Consider the following 21,490-nt stretch of genomic DNA (forward strand, 5'->3'; position numbering starts at 1 on the left):
CCCTTGGTGTCAAAACGCCTATCGTTCCCTGCTTTTTTCCCGTTTCCGGTATAATTCCAGTGCTTTGATAATGGTTTCTTCCATTTTTTGTTGTGAAGTCCCCGATGGAAAATATTTCTTCAGTCGGTTCTTAGGGATTTTCCATTGCTCTACCTGATTTGGCTTTTCCTCTGCCATAATCGACAACAAAACATCTTCATTCAATCTGCCCTCTGCTGAAAATTTGCGGATTTTGATTGCCTGTGCATGACTTGGAGTGCAATCTTCCGATTCCATGGTATCGTACAATATCTCCTGTTCTTCTTTTGGCAAATAAGACAGCTCCACCGCCGGACGCATGGCAATTTTCTTGTTATCGACCATATCAAGAATTTCCGGTATTAAGTAGGTTAATCGAATATATCTTCTGATTTGGTCTTTACTTTCTCCAACCTCCTCACCCAATAATTCATCAGAACGTTTCCCTTTCAACTTTGTCGCCAGTGGCGACGAAGTTAAATCAGTTCTTTGTCCCTGTCTTTTCATGACATCTAACTTCATTTTGTAAGCAAATGCTTTTTCTGATGGTAATATTTCTTCCCTTTGAAGATTGCTGTCAACCATGACAATAACTGCTTCGTCATCACTGAGATTTCTTACAATACAAGGTATATTTTCTAACCCTGCCAGTTCACTTGCCATTTTTCTACGGTGTCCAGAAATCATTTCATACCCACCTGTTGGCTTCTCTCTGACAAGAGCAGGAACCAATACACCATGTTCTCGAATACTTTCAATGGTCTCCATCATTTTGTCATCCATTTTTACTTTAAATGGATGATTCGGAAAATCACTGATGTCATAAACAGAAATATTTTTTACATGCTCCTGATTCTTCTGGTCTCTTTCTTCCTGCGTGGTAAAAAGGTCATCGGCTGAGGGAAGATTCATGTTTATTTCTTTGCTTTTCGCCACACTGAATCACCTCCCTCGTAAATTCTGCATACGCCTTTGCAACAGTTCCATTCTTGTCATACTCATAAATGCTCTGTCCTGCTGCACTGCTTTCTGCCGCTGTGATAGCCACCGGAATAACCGTTTTGAAAATTCGGATATGTTTCCCGTAATTTTCTCGAAGGCTATCCTCTGTTGTCCTTGCCAGTTTTGTCCTCATATCTGCAAGTGTCAGCAATACTCCATCAATCTTCAGATTAGGATTTAGCTGTCTTTGTACCTTACCGATTGTTTTCATTAACTGCGTCATACCCTTTAATGGAAGATAATGAGCCTGAACTGGAACAATTACACTGTCTGCGGCAGCTAATGCATTGATAGTCAACATTCCCAAACTAGGCATACAATCAATCAGGATATAATCATAATCCTTTTTCAAATCTGACAGATACAGCTTTAAAGTCTGCTCTCTGCTCATGGCATTTACTAGTGAGATTTCCATGCCCGATAGCTCGATATTGGTTGGAATAATGTCTACTCCTTCTTCATGGTGCAAAATGCCTTCATTATACACAAACGGTTCGTCTTGTAATATCTTCTTCATTTGTGTTTCCAATGTAATCGGAAGACTATCTGCATTTATCCAACCCAATGCAGTTGTTAAATCTCCCTGTGGATCAGCATCGACCAATAATACTTTTCGTCCCTGATGTGCAAGACCTATTCCCAGATTTAATGTTGTTGTGGTCTTGGCTGTTCCTCCCTTCTGATTTGCAAGGGCGATTACTTTACATTTTGTCATATGATTTCCTCCTTCCTTGAAAAATTTAATAGCCAATCCTTTTTACGAGACTGGCTATGTATAAAAATGAGCATGAAAAAAGCCGACTGACTTTCAATTTGAATCAATCGGCTATGTAATATATTCTATTTTACATTTTTCAAGATATTCAATTTCTCGAAAATCTTTTTCTTCACGAAAACGTTCCGGAATATTTCCAAATATTTTCTTATAAATTTCAGCAGACCCTTCTGTATATTCTTCAACTTTATGTGTTAATTTCTTTTTTACTTGCTCTTGAAATGTTTCTGATTGTCGTGGAAGCCATTCATTCATAATTTGAAATGCATTATATTTCTCCAGTCTATCAAAGCATACTCCCATTGTTTCTATGATTTCTTTTATCCGCATTTTCTCTTTTGATGGAATAATAATATACCTCTTTTTTACACATTCACTAATTCTATATTCATTATATTCTGCTGGAATAAGCTTACTTTTATACCAATATTCATGTGTAAGTGCAGCATCATCAACCAAACCATTTAAATATAACTGTTCCCATGAAATTAACTGTTCATCATTTTCATCAACGACTATCTTATAAACTTTAACATCTAGCGTATCTTCTTGAAAATACTTATATATCTCCAATGCACGCAAACATTGAATAATACTTGGTGCCAAACATATTCTATTTGTTTTAACTTCTTCCCCTATAGAAGTATCTCCTGGTATTCGTGGAATCAGTATTTCCTGTGTTGGCTTATTAAATAATGTTACATGATATAAAATCAATTCTATTCCCCTTTTTACTACTAAATGGTTCTTTATGCAAATAATCGAAAATCTGTGTCCTCATTATAATCTCTCTTTTTTAATATTTCAATTTATTATTTTCCACGATAGCTTATGAAAAGTTGGGGAATCTTACGCTATCATACATCAAAAGTTGGGTAAATATTGGGTAATTACACTACTCCCCAACAAAATAAAACAGGCAATCTGCGCCTACTTATTTCAGAAGAATGAGGCGAAGTTTCATACGACAGTTGGGGAATTGAAATTCCCCAACTCACTCCCCAACTTTTACCCAATTTCATGCATAAATAGCGATAATTTACGATAAGTCAAAATTTATTCCCCAACACGCAAAAAAACCTTGAATTATCCCATTTTCATAGGAAATTCAAGGTTTTTCGTTGATTTACATGATAATAATACGGTTCAAATTCTTATGCGAACTGTAAGATTATGCGTTCATCTGTTTTGCAACTTCCTCAGCGAAGTTCTCTTCTTTCTTCTCAAGACCATCGCCTGTCTCGTAGCGAACGAAGCCTTTGATCTGGATCTTAGCGCCGTTCTCTTTTGCTACCTGCTCTACGTATTTAGCAACGGACTGTTTTCCGTCCTCTGCTTTTACGTATGTCTGGTCAAGAAGACAGATCTCTTTGAGCTCTTTCTTAATACGTCCTGTGATCATTCCCTCGATAACCTTAGCCGGTTTCTGGGACTCCTTCGGGTCGTTCTGGATCTGAGCCATAAGGATCTCTTTCTCATGCTCGATATAGTCAGCGCTTACTTCCTTGTCGCTTGTGTACTGCGGTTTCAGAGCTGCGATCTGCATAGCTACGTTCTTAGCCATCTCTTTAACAGCATCGTTAACAACATCTGTCTCAACGTCTACAAGAACGCCGATCTTTCCACCCATATGAGTGTAGGAAGCGATGAATCCGTTCTGCTCCTCAACCTGAGCAAATCTACGGATGTTCATGTTCTCGCCGATTACTGCGATCTGAGCTGCAAGAGCCTCTTTTACAGTCTTGGTTGTATCAAGTGCCCATGCCTCAGCAAGGAAAGCATCGATATCAGCTGCTGTTGTGTTAAGTGCCTGTGCTGCAACATCTGCAACATAGCCCTGGAACTTCTCGTTCTTTGCAACGAAGTCTGTCTCAGCATTAACCTCAACAACGACTGCTTTCTTTCCATCCTCTGTTACCAGAGTTTTGCAAAGACCCTCTGCTGCGATACGGCTTGCTTTCTTCTGTGCTGTAGCAAGACCCTTCTCACGCAGGAACTCAACTGCTTTATCCATATCACCATCTGTAGATGTAAGAGCTTTCTTACAATCCATCATTCCGGCGCCGGTCATCTCTCTTAACTCTTTTACCTGTGCTGCTGTAATAGCCATTGTTCGTTTCCTCCTGAAATATTCTGTTTATACGAATTATTCCTCTGTAGCTGCAAACTCCTCAGACTCAGCCTCGATCTCGCCATCTGCCTCAGCAGTTCCCTGCTTAGCCTCGATAACAGCGTCAGCCATCTTGGAAACGATGAGTTTTACTGCACGGATAGCATCGTCATTTCCCGGGATCACATAGTCAAGCTCTTCCGGATCACAGTTAGTATCGCAGATACCGATAAGCGGGATTCCAAGTGTATGAGCCTCCTGTACGCAGATTCTCTCTTTCTTAGGATCTACGATAAAGATAGCATCCGGGATTCTCTTCATCTCTTTGATTCCGCCAAGGTTCTTCTGAAGCTTAACAAGCTCTTTGCGAAGCTCGATAACTTCTTTCTTAGGAAGTACGTCGAATGTTCCGTCAGCTTCCATTGTCTCGATCTCTTTCAGTCTTGCGATACGGCTCTGGATTGTCTTGAAGTTTGTAAGCATACCACCAAGCCATCTCTCATTTACGAAGAACTCTCCACAACGCTCTGCCTCTGTACGGATAGCATCCTGAGCCTGTTTCTTAGTTCCTACGAAAAGGATGTGTCCACCGTTGGCAACGATATCTGCTACTGCATTGTAAGCATCGTCAACCATTCCTACAGACTGCTGAAGATCAATGATATAGATACCATTTCTCTCTGTGTAGATGTACGGAGCCATTTTAGGGTTCCATCTTCTTGTCTGATGTCCGAAATGAACACCTGCCTCTAAAAGCTGCTTCATTGAAATAACGCTCATGTCTTTTCTCCTTTTTGGTTAAATTCTTCCGCACAGGTCGCCTTCTCTCTGGACCCATCCTCACACCGTAGGGCACCATCCTTATAGAATCGCCGTGCGTGCTTATTTTTGCAACTTCTGAATTATAGCATAGAAAATCCCCTTATGTAAAGGGGATTTTTCCAATTTTTTTCTGTTTTTCAGCGGTTTCCGGCAGACTTCAGAAGCTCCAGCTCTTTTTCGGTGAGCGAACGATATTTTCCTGTCGGAAGATCTGAAGGAAGCGCCAGCGGCCCCATGGATAGTCTTTTCAAATAAGTTACTTTTTTTCCCAGTGCCTCCATCATCCGTTTTACCTGATGGAATTTTCCCTCGTGGATAGTAAGTCGGATCTCAGATTCCCAATTCTTACCGGCTTCTGCAGATTCTGTACCGGACTCCCAGGTAGAAAGGATCTCCAGCCTTGCCGGTCGTGTGAGATCTTTTTCCCCGATATCCACGCCTTCTGCCAGCTTCACAACATCTTCTTCTGTCACTTTCCCAGATACTTTTGCATAGTAGGTCTTATCCACATGCTTTTTCGGAGAAAGAAGCTCGTGTGCCAGAGGACCGTCATCTGTGATCAGAAGAAAGCCTTCTGTATCTTTATCCAAGCGTCCCACCGGAAAAAGACCCTTTCTTCTGTCTTTCTCTTCAATGTAGTCGAGAACCGTTTTATCTCTGAAGTCCTCCGTTGCGCTGACACAGCCTGCCGGCTTGTTAAAAAGATAGTATACATATTCCGGTGCAGCATGGAGCTCCTGCCCGTTCATAACCACCTGATCTTCTTCTGTTACCTTCAGCTCCGGTTTCTTCACAGATTTCCCGTTAACCTGCACCTGACCCTTCTGTATGTATTTTTTTACCTCGCTTCTTGTACCTGCGCCGGCATCTGCCAGAAATTTATCCAGCCGGACTGGTTTTTCCATTAATCATTTACCTCCCATTCTGTTACATGGGCTGCCTTTGCATCTGCTCTGATAAAATCCGGGATCTCACCGACAAATGTCATATAAAGTCCGGAATCCCCGCCGGTGCTCTCTTGTCCTTCCAGAACCACTTCCATTGTGGCATCTGCATTCCAGATAGTCCATCCGTTTACCAGCTGTGATGGACGGATACATTTTTTCAGGGCTTCCAGCTGTTCCTTTTTATCGTAACGGACTTTATAACCGTTCTCTGTTTCTTCAAGATCCGAAATGGGCTCAGTGTCGGAAAAAGCTTCATCATCTTCGCCGGCAGCTTCGGAGCTGAAGTAATAAACATCAATATACTCAACAGACAGCTCATCCATAGAAAGAGGATATCCTGTTTCTTCCAAAATTGCAAGTGTTCTCTTATATGACGGATACACCAGAACGGAGGTGGACACATTCTCTCCTTCCTGCACAGCCGGTACATTCATTCCCCATTCATCCATGTAGCCTTCTGACGGAATTCCCGTATAATCGAACATCAGCATTGCACATGGCTGGTCTTTTACTGTCTGACCGCCGTTTTCCAGAATGTCCTTTCTCAGTGCCTCTGCCAGTGCCTGACGCTTCTCTGCATTTTTTTCAAATAAAGAATGAATATCTCCGTCACAGAAAATACCGGTAACCTCTTTCAGATACTGTTTGTCCAGCTGGAAAAATGAATATCTGTCTTCTTTCCATGTCTGCTCATCATACAGGGCTTCCATAAGATTCTGCGCCTGTGCAGAAGATACACTATAGCTTCTGCAGACACTGAACCCTTGTTTATTTATGTAGCGTACATACATACGCCTTCCGGATCTTTTTTCTTTTTCATTCTGAAGCCTGATATCCTTCAGACTGTTATACAATGCTTTACTCTTCATCACCGGCTGATCCAGCAGACCGGAACTATTGTCTGAGGTGGCAGTATACCGGATCTTATAGATTCCGCTTTCTTTTTTTTCCACATTGCAAAGCTGCTCTGTATATGAAAGATTGCTTACATTTATCACAACTCCCTGAAGATTGTCATAAGCCGGAAAATAACTGTCATATCCCAGAAGATCCATTTTCATGGTCAGCGCACAGATTGCCACAACACCTCCAAGGATCATAAGCTGCACTTTTCTGCGGAAAAATCTGCGAAAATCCATTTCATAGATCACTTCCAGAATTCCATGGACCAGGATCGTTCCCAGTATCATTCCGAAGATCCACCATGCTGTTTTGGATGAATCTTCCGGAATCATATAAAAGATCAGACCGATCCCCAGTCCGGATGGTATTGTGATCAGGGCACTTAAGACCGGCTCCATCCAGGTATATACCAGAGCTTTTCCGGTATTCTCTGACCTTCGTCTGCAAAATGCCATCCAGGAAAGTGCTGCCATGATAAACAGCGTGAGGATCAGTATCAGCAACTGCTTTCCAAAGCTTCCGCTGCTGTATCTATCTATAAAGCTTACGATCACCATAAGAGGAGATCCCAGATTCCGCACTGCTGCCAGAATTCCGTAACTGCCCTCGTACCAGGTATCAAAAAATAAATGTCCGCTTAACTGCAGCATCACTGCCAGAACGATACTGTAGGTAAAAAGCCCTGCCCATGCAAGTGCTCCCATCAACATGGTACCGGTGCAGGCGATCACCAGCACTGTGGAAAAATACACCAGAAGATACATCAGGAGATGGAGCACCAGCAGGATCAGTGCCTTTTTCATAATGGAAAGGCTGTAATATCCTCTGGCTGCCCCGATGCATACCGCAGCAAATTCCATGATCACATATGGCACCAGATAATAAAGAACAGCCAACAATACTCTGTGCAGAAACAGTGCACTTCGCTTTACCGGAAGGCTGTGATAGAAATCCACTTTTCTCGGGGAATACAGATACCAGAAGCCGCTTACTGCTGCAAAACATGCGGTTACCGCAGCCACAGCTGCTCCCATTGTGAGAAAGTCACTGCTCCACAGGCTGGAATACAGATAGGAAAGCTGACTCTGAGTATAACTGCGCTCATTCCATTTTCCCATCAGAATAAGTTCCGCTACCGGAAATGCAAGGAGAAATGCGATCATGGCAAATGCCGGGATCCATCTTTGTCCTTTAGAAGAGGATTTCATATACTCACTGGAATAAATTTTTGACTTCATAGCCTGCCACCTCCGTTTCGCTGATAAATATTTCTTCCAGAGTCAGTGGGAGCACTTCGCAGAAAAGAGGATTTTTTGCCTGTATCTTCTCCATGATCTCTCTTCTTGTTCCCCTTGCAGTAATAAGCAGCAGGGAGCCCTGATGCTCTGTTTTCAAAACATCCAGCTCTTTCTTTAATTCTTCTTCTTTCTTTTTGTCAGTAAGTACACACTGGATCTTATGGATGTGGAATTTCATATCCTCCAGATCTCTGGAAAGGAGAATTCCTCCCTGATGAAGAAGCCCGATGTGATCGCAGATATCTTCCAGCTCACGAAGATTGTGGGAAGCGATCACCGGCGTAAATTCACGACTCATGATCTCCGATGCAAAAATACTTTTTACTGCCTGGCGCATTACCGGGTCCAGGCCATCAAAGGTTTCATCACAAAACAGATATTTCGTTCCTGTACTGATTCCCAGGATCACCAGAAGCTGTTTCTTCATTCCCTTGGAAAAAGTGCTGATTTTTCGTTTTCCATCCAGATGAAACTGCTTCATCATTGTCTCAAAACGCGCCTGCTGAAATCCCGGATAAATACAACGGTAAAATTCTGCCATGTCCAGAGCATTGTAATTTGCCGGAATATATGCATCGTCCGGGATGTAGAAAAAATGCTCTTTGATCCTTTCATTTTCAAAAACCGGTTCTTCATCCATCAGCACCTCTCCTCTGTCCTGACGGATGATCCCGGCCATGATACGGAGCAGAGTACTTTTTCCCGCACCGTTGGAGCCAATCAGTCCAAAAACCTCCCGTTCCCCGATATCCATGGTGACCTTATTTACTGCCTGTATCTTACCAAAAGCTTTGCTGCAGTTTTTTATCTCAATCATTGTTTCCCTCCTTATAGCATAAGCGGATCACACCGATCATTTCTTCCTCCCCTACTCCCAGAGCCATTCCCTTTTCTGTGATCTTTTTCAGCTCACTTAAGGTTTCTTCCATACCGATCTGCCTGATCCTGCTGCTGTCTGTGACAAAACTGCCTTTTCCCTTCACCGGACAGATCAGCCCCTGCTGCTCCAGTTCCATATATGCCCGCTGGATGGTATTGGGATTGATGGATAATTCCACGGCCAGCTGCCGCACAGACGGCATCTTGGAAGATGGCTCCACAGCTCCTGACAGGATCAGCATCCGGAATTTCTCTACGATCTGCTCGTAAATGGGACGTCTGTCCTGATAGTCCAAGAATAACATACGACGCTCCTTTCTCTGTAATCTGTGTATTAAGTGTATTAATTCTTTTAATACACTTATGATAGCACATGATACAAAGGTACGCAAGAAATGGTCTCTTAAATAAATATAAAATCTATATAAATTTACCGGCAGCAAAAGATTCCGGTATATTTTTATAAAAAAATCTGTAATGGCATCCTTATACTATGATTCCACTACAGATTCTCTGTAAAGCAAATATTCATCTATCACTCTGCCTGATCCAGTAGCAGGCAGGTATTCGTGATCCACATTGGATCAAACAGCCCGGTAGCCACGTTTTTCTCCCCGGCGTGCAAAATACTGATATCCTCCAATCATCGTTGCCGCAAAAACACCATAGATCATCAGAAGGCTTCCTGCTCCGGCTTTTTCCACCAGAGTCTGGGCATATTCACTGAAAATAAGTATCCAGGTATTGGCTCCGATGTGCATCAGCACACTGGTCCACTTATTACCGCCCATCTCCAGAAACCACGCAAAAATCCCTCCCAGAACAAACGCATACACAGCCTGCAGGACATTTCCGTGATAAATTCCGAAAAACGCCGCAGAGATCACAGCGGAAAACAGTACAGAAAAGTGATCCCGAAGTCGCAGATAGATCAGCCAGCGAAAGATCATTTCTTCTGCAACAGGCGCTATGATCCCCATCCAGAAGATCATCATAAACAAACTCTTTCCTGAGGTAATCTTCGTCATCGTCTCTCCATAGCTGGATGAGATCCAGTTCTGCAGGATCGCCACCAGCACATTGGCATACTGGGCAAATCCGGCTCCAGCAGCAAGAAGAAGCAGCATTTCAGGAATAGATAGCCTTTGTTCCTCAACGGAAGTCAAACCGCCGATCAGCCTTCCTATACGATCCTTCCGGTAAAAATATACTGCCGGAAACATAACCAGCACTCCGGTAAGTCCGGTGATCACCAGCGTATAACTATAGTACCTTTCCTGTGCGTTGCCGACATGCCCTGCCAGCCAGAGAAGCACGGCGCTTCCGAGGATCTGTCCGATAAGATAATGGATTCCTGCCGGATAAAGCTCCCTCCACACTATTTGAAAAATATTCTGTCTGTGCAGAGGGGTCAGACGAAAAAATTCAGAAGTTCATCTGCGGAAGCTACGATCTGAAGAGGCTGTGCCTTTTCCAGTTCTTCTCTGCTTCCATATCCGTAAGATACAGCCACACACTGGATCCCGCATCGTCTGGCTCCGAGAATGTCATGTTCTCTGTCACCCACCATGATTACCTGGTCACGGTGGTCAGAAAGGCTCATTCTTTCCAGAGCTTCCTCGATCACCTGAGATTTGGTTACTTTCGGTCCATTGAGGTCCGTCCCGGCGATCACCTCAAAATACCGACTCAGATTAAAATGGTCCATGATCTGTGTTACGTAAAAGGTCGGTTTCGCAGACGCCACAGCCAGTCTGTAGCCACGACGTTTCAGTTCTGCCAGAGTGTTTTCCACGCCCGGATAAACGGTATTCTCATACATTCCTTTTTCTGAATACCGCTCTCTGTAATATTCGATTCCCTTCTGTGCTGTCTCTTTATCAAATCCCGCATATTTCATAAACTGTTCCAGAAGCGGCGGACCCACAAAAACCTTCAATGGCTCCAGCTCCGGTGCCGAAACTCCAAGCTTCTCCAGTGCATACTGTACAGATTTCGTAATCCCCTCTCCGGATTCTGTCAGTGTTCCGTCCAGATCAAAAAAGATTGCCTTATACATAAATTCCTCCTGTTGTATAAAATAATCAGTAAGTATGCCTATTGTATCACTGTTTTTCTGGTAAGTCCATGGTTTCATAGTACAGCTTCCCGGATTTCACAAAACCTATGAGTTCTACTTTCCAGGGATTTCTACTTTTTTTCGGTAATTCCGCCAGAAGCTTTTTTCCTTGCCAGTAAAAATCACATTCTTTTCCATTGATCCGAAATGAAAGGATCTGGAACGGAATATCCGGACTGATCTCTATCCGGATCCTGTTACCGTCTGTTTTCATTCGGATCACCGGTTTTTGCTCTTTTTCTTTTTTCCTATCCGACGTTCCTGTTGGTTCTGTCCGATAGTAAGATAATGCCGGATTTTGCTTCTTCTCCCTCTTTGATGCATCTGTCACTGACTTTCGAACTGGTTTTTGAGTCAACGTTACAGATGGACTTGCTGTCACTGTCTGTATGGGGATTGGTTGTTCAGTCAGTATTGGCAGTTTTGTTGGTATCGGCGTTTCCGTCAGTTTTTCCGCAGGTGTATCAGCTATCTCTACTTCTGCCGCAGTATTTCCATTTTCCATAAAGCTTTCTTCCTGAGAGCGTACCTCATCTGTCTGAAAATCTAAATTCCATTGTGCAGACTCCCCCTGATCATTCTCTGATTCTGCCCAGGCAGCGGAATACTCCTCAGTATTTCCTTCTTCTCTGTTCCAATTACTATCATCACTTCCTTCTCCTGCATAGCTTTCTTCCCAGTCTTCCGGCAGCTGTCCGGTTCCTTCTCCCACATTCATATCAAATCCGCCGGTATCAAAACTATCCATTCCTGACACATCAAATCCATAGACAGCAATGGAAGGGATCATCCAGCTGCATAAGACCAGCAGAAACAAAACAATAAAACAGGTTTTCCTACTAGGAATTTTCATTTCTTTTGGTTTTTTCTGATCACTTTCTCTTCTTTTTCTCATTGATTTCCTCCCAAAGCTGCAGATTTCTGCTTTCACTGTCATCCAGTAATTCCGCTTTTTCTTTCTCTTTATAATCTTCCCACAGCTTTCTGCTGGCCTCTTTCTGACCGGTCCGAATAAGAAACATCCCATATTCCCCGTAGGCCACAGGATATTCTGCATCATACAGAAGAAGATTTTCATAATATAAAGCCGCTTTTTCCGGTTCACACAAAAGCTCCGCATTCCATGCCAGCAATAGCTCAATACGACGCAGCTGTTCTTTTTCCCCATAATTTCTACTTAACCTCTGGAGTCTCTTTTCCGCTGCCATACAGCACTTTTCCCGATCTTTTGAGTCTTCCGGATACTGTCTGGCTTCGTAATACAAATCTGTTACTTCTGAGATCGCCACAGAAAATTCTTCCGTTTTCAGCAATCCTGCTATCAAGATCAGTGTTCCTATCAGAATCCCTGCAGCTGCCGCTTCCAGAAATCGTTTTCTCCAAGTGATCATCCGATATCTGTTTTCCAGCTTTTGGATTTTCTTCTGAACCACTGACATATCCGAATATCTGTATTTTTCCTGTTTTCTGGTACATCGGAACAGAAGCAAGAAAAAATCCGGATATAAAATCCACTGCCATTTCTTTTTTCCGCAAAGCTTTTCCAGGGTCTTCCCCAGAGCATAAATATCACTTCCCGGTCTTAAGTAGCCCTGATACTGCTCCGGCGCCGCATAGCCTTTCGTTCCTTCACAGATCTGTTTTCTTTTTCCATGATCGAACATGGCACTTCCAAGATCTATCAGATACAGATGCCCGGTTTCAGAAAACATAAGATTATCCGGTTTCAGGTCCCCGTAACAGACCGGTGGCTTCCGACTGTGAAGATATTCCAATACTCTGGCAATCTCCTTTCCCAGAGCAAGGATTTCCCGTAAAGAAAACCGTTTTCCTGAACGGAGAAGTTCTCCCAGCGACTGACCCTTGATATATTCCATGATCAGATAACAGTACTCCCCTGTTTCCACATAATCGATAATCTTCGGTATTGCAGGATATTCCAGATGCTGCATGAGTCTGGCTTCTTTTTTCTTTGCGATCGGTATCTCTTTCACTGCACGGCAGATACCAAGCTCCATATCTTTTGCCAGATAAAGGCTTCCACCTCCGCCATGTCCAATTTGTTCTACAATGCAATAACGTTCTTTCAGAACATTTCCGATCAGACAGATCACCTTCCTCTCATTTCTGTCAGACAATATTTATAATTACGTTTCTTATTGATTTGGGATAATCCGGTGAATTCCGGTTTGAAAAAAATCAGATAACTTATAGTCAGGCAGAAATTCGTGATCTGCCCTCGTTTAGGATAAGTCCTATTATAGCACGTCCTGTTCTTTTTGCAAAGAACTTTCTATATAAAAAAGTCCGCCGAATATAGCAGACAAAAATGTCTCTTTATCCGGCGGTCTGTCATTATTCATAGTGTTTGTATCTGCAAAGCTATACCTTACATACGATCCGGTGCAGAGAATCCAAGAAGATCGATGCTTGTCTCAAGCACTCTTCTTGTAAGCTGGAGTAGCTGAAGGAAGGATTCCTTCTGTGCCTGATCCTCTTCGCTTAAGATCTTGGTCTCATGGTAAAAGCTGTTAAATGCATTGGATACCTCATAGATATATGCACAGATCTTATGTGGTGCTTTTTCTTCAAAAGCGTTCTCAACCATTGCCGCAAAGCCGGAAAGCTGAAGCATCAGGTTCTTCTCACTGGCATTGACTGCCGGAAGGATCTTACCTGTACTTAAATCTCCCCCCTCCTGTACATAACGGTTCAGGATCGACTTAATACGAACGATAGTATAAAGGATATACGGACCTGTATTTCCCTCAAAGGATGTAAAGCGGTCAACATCAAAGATGTAATCCTTGGTCGCCTGGTTGGAAAGATCTCCGTATTTGATTGCGGAAAGTCCTACAATCTTGGCAGTATCCTTTGCATCTTTATCTTTTACACTGCGATTCTCCACGATCTTACGATACATTTCCTCATCAATATCTGCGATCAGGTTCTCCAGACGCATAACACCGCCTTCTCTTGTCTTAAACGGTTTACCGTCTTTTCCATTCATGGTACCGAAACCAAGGAAGGAAAGCTTGGTCTCCGGATTTACAAGACCGGTTTTTCTTGCGCAGCGGAATACCTGGATAAAATGCAGCTCCTGACGCTTGTCAACAACATAAAGGATCTCATCCGGCTGAAAGAGTTTCATACGCTCTACGATAGTAGCAAGGTCTGTGGTCGTATAGAGAGAAGCTCCGTCTGATTTCAAAAGCATACATGGAGGGATCTCCTTGGTATCACTCTCTTCTTTTACATCTACAACAAGAGCACCCTGGTCCTCATAGGCAAATCCTCGCTTCTTCATATCCTCTACCATATCCGGAATGTATGGCTGTGCATCGGATTCTTTTTTCCAGAGGTCAAAGTCTACGTTCAGATTCGCGTAGTTTCTCTTAAGGTCTGTTACAGATACATTCATGATGTGGTTCCAGAGAGCCATGTATCCGGGTTTACCCTGCTGAAGAAGGTGGGTTGCCTCCAGTGCCTCATTACGGTAAGCCTCATCCTCTTTGGACTTCCCACTGGCACATGGATAGATCTCTTCCAGCTCGCTGATAGTAAACGGTGCTTCTGCCGGATATTCACCGGTAAAGCTGTCATCAAAATATACCAGCTCCGGTTTCCGGTGTTTCAGCTCGGTGATGATCAGTCCCATCTGAAGGCCCCAGTCTCCAAGATGTACATCACCGATCACCTTATGTCCTACAAAACGTCCGATACGCTTGATGCTCTCACCGATGATCGCAGAACGGAGATGTCCTACGTGAAGCGGCTTGGCAACGTTTGGTCCGCCATAGTCGATAATGATCGTCTTCGGATTCTTGGCAGTCTCAACAGAAAGCTTCTCGTCCTCTGCCATCTTATTCATGTATTCTGCAACAAATTCCGGTTTCACATCCAGGTTGATAAATCCAGGCTTTACAACTTCTGCTCTGGAAAAGATCCGGCTGTCTGACAGCTGTGCTACCACATCATCAGCGATCATAAACGGTGCCTTGTGATATGCTTTGGCTCCTGCCATAGCACCGTTACACTGATACTCACATAAGTCCGGTCTGTTGGAAACAGTAACTTTTCCGTAGGACGGATCATAACCTGCTTTTTCAAATGCTGCGGAAAGTTCTTCCGCCATCTGTTCCATAATCTTCTTCATGTTTCAAACTCCTCATATCTTTGTTTCTGTATTTTATGCTTATAACGTCACTTTTCTTGAACATGCGACTGCAAGGGCACCATAACCGATATGGCAGGCAACACTTAAGGAAAGGGGATCCATATGTATCTCCATTCCCGGAAATACCTCCTGGATCTCTTTTTTAAATTCTTCTGCTTCTTCCAGATTTCCTGTATAAGCAGCCTGAAGACACATCTCACCGTCAGATGCGTATTCCTTAAAACGTGTTTCCCAATCATTCTTCATTGCCTTCAGCATGGCACGTTTGGCCTGCTTCTTGCCACGGACCTTGGCGTAGGCATCCAGCTTCTCTCCCTGGATCTGAAGTACAGGCTTCAGGTTCAGAACCGTTCCGATGGCTGCTGCTGCCGGTGTGATCCTGCCACCTTTTTTCAGATATTTCAGGGTGTCAAGTGTGATATAAATACTGGAATCGAGTTTCTGATCTGTAAGGATCTTCTTGATCTCTGCAGCACTTTTTCCTGCCTCGGCAAGCATCTTAGCATCCATTACAGACTGTCTCTGTGTTACGGAAATCCGCTGATTGTCCACTACCTGAACACGACCATTATAATCAATAGCAAGTCCCATTGCAGTAGAACAGGATGCACTCAGTCCGCTTGACATCGGAATATGAACGATTTCCTCATAATCTCTCAGAAGCTTGTCCCACAGATCACAGAGATCAGCCGGACTTGGCTGAGATGTGGAGATCGGTTCATCCTTCTTAAGCTTCTCATAAAACTCTTCCTGTGTGAGAGTTACACCTTCAAGATACATTTTTTCATTAATATAAAACGGCATCGGTATCACATAAACGCCAAGCTCTTCGGCCTGGGCCTGTGTGATACCGCTGTTGCTGTCTGTTACAATGGCAATTTTGCCCATTCTTTTCTCTCCTCCTGGTCTGTTATCTCACAGTTCAAAGAATTAATGCATCAGCCCCTGATGAACTAATTCTTTGAACTGCTGTAGAAAGCCATGATGTTAGTGTATCATATTTTTTTCTATATCACAATTGGAAATTTTCTGTGACCTTCGCTCACAAAAAACACCTCGCGGAATATTACCAGTGAACAGTAACCGCAAACAGTAACTAAAAAACAGCTGCCATACAAATATTTATGCACAGCAGCTGTCACACTATTTATCAAAAATATCCTTATCTATTTATGATCTGTGTTTTATTTCATTTCTCTTACGATCTTTCGAACCGGAAGAACAAATGTCGGAGATACGGACAATTCATCCAGTCCCATCTCTACAAATCTCTCAGTAAGTGTAGTGTCCGCACCAAGCTCACCACAGATTCCGGCCCAGATACCTTCTTTGTGTGCATTATCCACAACCATCTGGATCATACGGAGAACTGCCTCATGATGGGAATCATAAATGTTGTCAAGCTTTGCATTCTGACGGTCAATAGCCAGTGTATACTGGGTCAGATCATTGGTTCCGATACTGAAGAAATCAACCTCTTTTGCAAGAAGATCACTGATCATAACAGCTGCCGGAGTCTCGATCATGATACCCTGCTCCACGTCATCACGGAACGGGATCCCCTGTTCCTTAAGCTCTGCTTTTACTTCTGCTACAATAGCCTTGATCTGCTTCACCTCTGTTACAGAGATGATCATCGGATACATGATGGAAATATTTCCGAACATGCTTGCGCGGAAAAGCGCTCTCAGCTGTGTCTTAAATACTTCCGGACGGTCCAGACAGATACGGATCGCACGATATCCCATTGCAGGGTTTTCCTCATGCGCCATATTGAAATAATCGATCTGCTTGTCCGCTCCGATATCCAGAGTACGAATGATAACTTTTTTGCCGGCCATATTCTGAGCTACGGTCTTGTAAACCTGGAACTGCTCTTCCTCTGTAGGATAGTCTTCTTTTTCCAGGTATACGAACTCACTTCGGAAAAGTCCGATGCCTTCCGCATCATTGGCAAGTACATTCGCAACATCACCTGTACTTCCGATGTTGGCATAAAGGTGGAGCTTACGACCGCTCTTGGTAACAGTTTCTTTACCTTTCAGTTCTTTGAGCATTGCACGCTGTGCAAGTTCATCGGCACGCATATCCTCATATTTTTTAAGGGTCTCTGCATCCGGCTCAACGATCAGATTTCCGCTCTTTCCGTCTACGACTGCCATCTTACCGTCCATGGACTCATCGTATTCAATATTGATCAGCGCCGGAATATTCATGGTTCTCGCAAGAATCGCAGTATGTGAGTTAGAAGAACCTTTTCTTGTGACAAAAGCAAGAACCTTGCTCTTATCCATCTGTACAGTCTCACTTGGTGCAAGATCCTCTGCAACTACGATCACCGGCTCGGATGCTTCAAGCTCTCCATCTCCATGGCCGGAAAGCACACGTACCAGACGGTCTGAGATATCCTTTACATCAGCTGCTCTTGCTTTCATATAATCATCGTCCATCTGTGCGAACATTGATGAGAAGTTATCACCAGTTGTTGCAACCGCATATTCTGCATTTACAGACTCTGTACGGATAATGTTGTGGATGGAATCCAGATAGTCATCATCATCCAGCATCATCTGATGAACCTCAAAGATTGCCGCTCCGGACTCTCCAACTTCCTGAAGAGCCTTGTCATAAAGCTTCTGAAGCTGTGCCACAGCCTGCTCTCTGGCTGCCTCCACACGCTTTACCTCTTCTTCCGGATCCTCCACGTGAACACGTTTAACACTGGCGTCAACTTTCTGGAGGATTGAGATCTTACCGATCGCAATACCGGAAAATACAGATTTACCTTCCAAAACCTTCATGAAATTATCTCCTTCTGTTTTTATATTTGCCCACTTATGATGTATTATATCACACTATCCAAAGATTCTGCCACGATTTTTTTATGATCTCTAAAAAACCTGTAAAAACTCTATTTATACTTTCTTTTTTTGTCATATATACAGCAAAAGTGACAAAATAAAGACCGCAGAGCTTCATAAAACCTGAACAATACTTTCAGATATAAAAATAAGCATCTGCCGCCGGAATCCTTCCGGCAATTGCAGATGCTATATGTATGTATATCTTTTTATTCACTGCGAAGGGCATCGATCGGATTAAGATTAGCTGCCTTTACAGATGGGAGAAGTCCGAAGATCAGACCGATCAGCATGGAAAATACCACAGAACCGATAATTGCCGGAACGCTGATGGCTGTTGGTGCTCCTGACACCTGAGACACCATTTTTGACAGGATGATCCCAAGGACCACACCAATGATTCCTCCGATACTGGTCAGCACCGAAGCTTCCGTCAGAAACTGTCCCAGGATCACTTTTTTTCTTGCTCCGATAGCTTTTTTCAGTCCGATCTCGCTGGTACGTTCTGTGACAGATACAAGCATGATATTCATAACACCGATACCACCAACAAGCAGGGAGATACTTGCGATCCAAATCAGCTGCTGATTGGTACTTTCGCTGAGCTTCTGGAGATTCTTGACCTTCTCCATAATGTCTTCCGCTTTATATTTAAAGTTCGATTTGTTTTTTTCATTCTGGATCCCTGTATTCAGAATATCCTCTGCTGCTTTTCCTACAGAACTCATATTATCTGTGCTGTCTGCACGGACTGTCACATTTTGCGGCTGATCAAATTTAAATGCAACAGGCCAGGTAGTATCTGGGATCATCACGCTTCCCATGATCGTCTGCGAATATTCCTCGTACTCAGAAATCGTATTGATCTTCGGCATGCTGTCCTCACTCTGAGTGATCACACCTACAATGATATACGGTTCTGATCCCACCTCAATGGTTTTCCCTACAGGGCTCTCACTTCCGAAAATATTCTGTGCAGCATTGGAATCCACAAGAGCAACCTTTCGGTAGCTGTCATAATCTTTTTGTACAAATCCCCGCCCGGACTGGACCAGGTATCCCATCGTTTTCAGATAATTGCTGTCGATCCCGTACACGGTTCCGCCCTGAAAGCTTGTGTTTTTATAATAAACACTGGCAGACTGGCTGCTGTAATAAAATGTAGAACTGATCACATGATCCAAGTCTCCGATCGCCGTTTTCTGGGAATCAGAAATAACCGGCGGTGTGGCCGAGCTTCCGTAAGAACCATAATCCATATCGTATGTACTGTCTCCGTCATAGAGCATAACCTGTACGGTATTGTTTCCGGACCCGATCAGATCTTCCTTGATCTGCTCACTGGTACCTTTGATCGTAGATACAATTGCAATAATAGATGCAATACCAATAATAATACCCAGCATGGTCAGAAAGGATCTCATCTTATGTGACCATATTCCCTGAAAAGCCAGGCGTATATTTTCAAACATGAAATTTCTCCTTCCTGTTATTTATTCATTGTACATATCATCCAAAGTTACTTCTTTTGTCTTGGCTCCCTCCTTCACGGCATCACCATATGGGAAAGCAAGAAGATCATCGGATTTCAGACCTGAAGTTACAACTGCATAATATCCGCTGTTCACAATGCTTCCCACTGTGATCTGCTGCTTTTTCAGTGTTCCCTTCACGTCTTTGTATACATAGCTGGTTCCATTTTCCGTACGGATAAATGCCTTCATCACAACCATACTGCCTTCGGCAAGTTTATTTGACTTCAGAGATACCGTCACATAATCCTGGTCGGTAAACTGCAATGAACGATCTGTGATCTCTGCATTAAAGGTGTAATACGATACATTGGGATTAGAATCTCCACCATAATAAGCATTTGAAGAATCCACCGGGTAATCGGATACATTCAGTACCTTCGCCTCAAAGCTGCCGGAATTATAACTGGTACACTGAAGAAGTGTTCCCTCCTTCATCTGATCCAGCATCAGTTCGCTGACCGTTCCGGTAACATAAAAACCATCTTTGCTTTTTACTTTCAGAAAAGCATCTCCATTATAAGAACCTGTGACTTCATCTCCGATGTAAGCAACCGTTCCATCCAGTTTGCTTGTTATCAGCTTGTTTTTTATTTTGTTCTCCAGCTTAGTGATTTTCAGATTATTTTCCTCAATATCCAGTTTCAAACTTGCGATCTTGTTTTTCTGGATCTTGATCGCATCCTCTCTTGACATGGTTGTGCCATCAGTACCGTCATCTCCATCACCGCTGTCATCCGGTATCTCATCATCATTTTTGTCATATTTGGAAGCCTCGTCCAGTGTAAATTCTGTTTCCGCATACATATATACCGGATTTTCAAGAAGACTTCCATCGATCAGATAATATCCTGTACAGGAAAGTGTTCTGTCCTGAAAATCAGCAATGGTATCATTCTCATGAAACTCCAGCTGGAACCAGCTGCCGCCTTTCTGGACCACTTTGGTTCCATCCTCACTGTATCCCGCCATTCTGTTAAAGAAAGATCCCATCACCGTAACTTTGCCTTTGGCACTGCTTACAAGAAAAACATAGGGATCTTCTTCCGTACCAGTTCCTGTAAACGGCTGAGAAGTATAATCCAGCTTCTGATAAAATTCCGGTTCACCATCTGTGATCCCCGGAATTTCCGGTTCTGTTATATTGGGATCAGGAAGCTCATTGGGTCCCAGTGTGGGAGTCGGTGTCGGAGATACCGTTGGGGTGTCATCTTCTCCGGAACCCCAGTCCGTAGTCTCTCCGTCTGTAATATCATTGGCAGTAGGATCCTGGTAGGTCGGATCCATGATCAGATCCTCATCGGATGCAGTTGTATCCTCTTCCATATCCGCTGTGTCATCTCCGGTCATCTGCTCTGTTTCACTGTCCGTCGTTTCTCCGGACGGCATTTCTTCGGTAACTTTCTCTGCAGAATCTTCAAGATCTCCTTCTGTATCTGTAAAGGCACTGAGAAGTAATGGCCTGGAGGAAGCCGCTGCAAGATAGCTGCCATCTGCAGTAGCCGCGGAACCGGTAGTTGACTGCATATCCTCGTCTCCGTCACTTCCGGAAGGTGTATCGGTATTTGTCATTTCTCCGTCACCTCCTGTATCATCACCTGTAAGATTCAAGTCCGTATCATCAGTACTGTCTGTACTGTCTTCGATGGGACCTCCATTCTGAAGACTTGTCAGACGGTTCTGTGCTTTGGTCAGATCCTGCTCCTGCTTCTGCTGTTTCAGCTTTGCAATATTCAGTTCCATCTCTACAAGTGTCATATCAAAGGAGATCAGATTATCGCCTTTTTTTACATCATCACCCTGGGATACATATATTTTCTCGATGATCATATCTTTGTCCATATTTACATTCTGAGAAACATTCGTGGTGATGGTTCCATCCAGTGTTGTCTCCGAATACCAGTCCGTCTGAAGATTGCTGACGCTGGTTACCGGCACCTCTGTTACCTTGGATTCTTTCACATGCATAAGCCCTGTGTAGATTCCTCCGGCTGCCAATGCCGCAACCAGTACACCAACGATCACTCTCTTCACCACTTTCATTCTA

18 protein-coding genes are annotated in these 21,490 nt (G+C 43.5%); all 18 read right to left on the minus strand.

Translation table 11 applies throughout. The annotated features are described in order from the left end of the window. Positions 1-18 precede the first annotated feature (18 nt). Positions 19-954 (minus strand): ParB/RepB/Spo0J family partition protein, encoded by a 936-nt coding sequence (locus tag NCY57_RS06840; RefSeq protein WP_173739896.1) that lies wholly within the window; start codon positions 952-954, stop codon positions 19-21. After that, positions 908-1,735, minus strand: coding sequence for a ParA family protein (locus NCY57_RS06845; protein ID WP_064786785.1), 828 nt, complete (start codon positions 1,733-1,735; stop codon positions 908-910). The genes NCY57_RS06840 and NCY57_RS06845 overlap by 47 nt, the downstream gene beginning before the upstream one ends. A gap of 111 nt (positions 1,736-1,846) precedes the next feature. Continuing rightward, on the minus strand, positions 1,847-2,512 hold the full coding sequence (locus NCY57_RS06850; RefSeq protein WP_173739895.1) for a hypothetical protein: 666 nt from the start codon (positions 2,510-2,512) through the stop codon (positions 1,847-1,849). 454 nt (positions 2,513-2,966) lie between these two features. Further along, a complete protein-coding gene (tsf, locus tag NCY57_RS06855) occupies positions 2,967-3,905 on the minus strand; it encodes a translation elongation factor Ts (RefSeq protein WP_092068893.1) in 939 nt (312 codons plus the stop codon). A gap of 36 nt (positions 3,906-3,941) precedes the next feature. Continuing rightward, complete coding sequence (gene rpsB / locus NCY57_RS06860) at positions 3,942-4,685, minus strand: 30S ribosomal protein S2 (RefSeq protein ID WP_044960678.1); 744 nt, start codon at positions 4,683-4,685, stop codon at positions 3,942-3,944. Between the two features lie 179 nt (positions 4,686-4,864). Further along, positions 4,865-5,632: a pseudouridine synthase gene (locus NCY57_RS06865; protein ID WP_110102466.1), complete on the minus strand. Its 768-nt coding sequence runs from the start codon at positions 5,630-5,632 to the stop codon at positions 4,865-4,867. Next, a complete protein-coding gene (locus NCY57_RS06870) occupies positions 5,632-7,815 on the minus strand; it encodes a DUF6449 domain-containing protein (RefSeq protein ID WP_118752945.1) in 2,184 nt (727 codons plus the stop codon). The genes NCY57_RS06865 and NCY57_RS06870 overlap by 1 nt, the downstream gene beginning before the upstream one ends. Further along, entirely contained in the window at positions 7,790-8,692 is a 903-nt protein-coding gene (locus NCY57_RS06875; protein ID WP_021650396.1) for an ABC transporter ATP-binding protein, read from the minus strand. The genes NCY57_RS06870 and NCY57_RS06875 overlap by 26 nt, the downstream gene beginning before the upstream one ends. Beyond that, positions 8,685-9,059 (minus strand): GntR family transcriptional regulator, encoded by a 375-nt coding sequence (locus NCY57_RS06880; RefSeq protein WP_015524662.1) that lies wholly within the window; start codon positions 9,057-9,059, stop codon positions 8,685-8,687. The genes NCY57_RS06875 and NCY57_RS06880 overlap by 8 nt, the downstream gene beginning before the upstream one ends. Before the next feature lie 279 nt (positions 9,060-9,338). After that, the gene (locus NCY57_RS06885) at positions 9,339-10,133 is read right to left on the minus strand and encodes a CPBP family intramembrane glutamic endopeptidase (RefSeq protein WP_242872534.1); all 795 of its coding nucleotides are present in this window, start codon (positions 10,131-10,133) and stop codon (positions 9,339-9,341) included. 32 nt (positions 10,134-10,165) lie between these two features. Then, on the minus strand, positions 10,166-10,813 hold the full coding sequence (locus NCY57_RS06890; protein WP_059085566.1) for an HAD family hydrolase: 648 nt from the start codon (positions 10,811-10,813) through the stop codon (positions 10,166-10,168). 46 nt (positions 10,814-10,859) lie between these two features. Continuing rightward, positions 10,860-11,768, minus strand: coding sequence for a hypothetical protein (locus tag NCY57_RS06895; RefSeq protein WP_173739894.1), 909 nt, complete (start codon positions 11,766-11,768; stop codon positions 10,860-10,862). After that, positions 11,746-13,011, minus strand: a complete 1,266-nt coding sequence (locus tag NCY57_RS06900) for a serine/threonine protein kinase (protein WP_250789579.1) — start codon at positions 13,009-13,011, stop codon at positions 11,746-11,748. The genes NCY57_RS06895 and NCY57_RS06900 overlap by 23 nt, the downstream gene beginning before the upstream one ends. Positions 13,012-13,262: 251 nt before the next feature. Further along, a complete protein-coding gene (argS, locus tag NCY57_RS06905; RefSeq protein ID WP_059085563.1) occupies positions 13,263-15,029 on the minus strand; it encodes an arginine--tRNA ligase in 1,767 nt (588 codons plus the stop codon). A gap of 39 nt (positions 15,030-15,068) precedes the next feature. Continuing rightward, entirely contained in the window at positions 15,069-15,938 is an 870-nt protein-coding gene (locus tag NCY57_RS06910; protein WP_015524658.1) for a DegV family protein, read from the minus strand. Between the two features lie 296 nt (positions 15,939-16,234). Continuing rightward, positions 16,235-17,851 carry a phosphoenolpyruvate--protein phosphotransferase gene (ptsP, locus tag NCY57_RS06915; RefSeq protein WP_015524657.1) on the minus strand — a complete coding sequence of 539 codons (1,617 nt, stop codon included), beginning with the start codon at positions 17,849-17,851 and terminating at the stop codon, positions 16,235-16,237. Between the two features lie 269 nt (positions 17,852-18,120). After that, positions 18,121-19,383: an ABC transporter permease gene (locus tag NCY57_RS06920; protein ID WP_021650388.1), complete on the minus strand. Its 1,263-nt coding sequence runs from the start codon at positions 19,381-19,383 to the stop codon at positions 18,121-18,123. A 21-nt stretch (positions 19,384-19,404) separates the two neighbouring features. Then, the gene (locus tag NCY57_RS06925; protein ID WP_250789580.1) at positions 19,405-21,486 is read right to left on the minus strand and encodes a hypothetical protein; all 2,082 of its coding nucleotides are present in this window, start codon (positions 21,484-21,486) and stop codon (positions 19,405-19,407) included. Positions 21,487-21,490: the final 4 nt, after the last annotated feature.

Source organism: Blautia sp. MB18-30 (assembly GCF_023669475.1).
Taxonomy (GTDB): Bacteria; Bacillota; Clostridia; order Lachnospirales; family Lachnospiraceae; genus Blautia_A; species Blautia_A fusiformis.

Coding starts and splice junctions, on each gene's coding strand:
- NCY57_RS06845 (WP_064786785.1), bottom strand. CDS start 1,735: ATGACAAAATGTAAAGTAATCGCCCTTGCAAATCAGAAGGGAGGAACA.
- NCY57_RS06890 (WP_059085566.1), bottom strand. CDS start 10,813: ATGTATAAGGCAATCTTTTTTGATCTGGACGGAACACTGACAGAATCC.
- tsf (WP_092068893.1), bottom strand. CDS start 3,905: ATGGCTATTACAGCAGCACAGGTAAAAGAGTTAAGAGAGATGACCGGC.
- NCY57_RS06895 (WP_173739894.1), bottom strand. CDS start 11,768: ATGAGAAAAAGAAGAGAAAGTGATCAGAAAAAACCAAAAGAAATGAAA.
- NCY57_RS06880 (WP_015524662.1), bottom strand. CDS start 9,059: ATGTTATTCTTGGACTATCAGGACAGACGTCCCATTTACGAGCAGATC.
- argS (WP_059085563.1), bottom strand. CDS start 15,029: ATGAAGAAGATTATGGAACAGATGGCGGAAGAACTTTCCGCAGCATTT.
- NCY57_RS06865 (WP_110102466.1), bottom strand. CDS start 5,632: ATGGAAAAACCAGTCCGGCTGGATAAATTTCTGGCAGATGCCGGCGCA.
- NCY57_RS06875 (WP_021650396.1), bottom strand. CDS start 8,692: ATGATTGAGATAAAAAACTGCAGCAAAGCTTTTGGTAAGATACAGGCA.
- NCY57_RS06920 (WP_021650388.1), bottom strand. CDS start 19,383: ATGTTTGAAAATATACGCCTGGCTTTTCAGGGAATATGGTCACATAAG.
- rpsB (WP_044960678.1), bottom strand. CDS start 4,685: ATGAGCGTTATTTCAATGAAGCAGCTTTTAGAGGCAGGTGTTCATTTC.
- NCY57_RS06925 (WP_250789580.1), bottom strand. CDS start 21,486: ATGAAAGTGGTGAAGAGAGTGATCGTTGGTGTACTGGTTGCGGCATTG.
- NCY57_RS06870 (WP_118752945.1), bottom strand. CDS start 7,815: ATGAAGTCAAAAATTTATTCCAGTGAGTATATGAAATCCTCTTCTAAA.
- ptsP (WP_015524657.1), bottom strand. CDS start 17,851: ATGAAGGTTTTGGAAGGTAAATCTGTATTTTCCGGTATTGCGATCGGT.
- NCY57_RS06910 (WP_015524658.1), bottom strand. CDS start 15,938: ATGGGCAAAATTGCCATTGTAACAGACAGCAACAGCGGTATCACACAG.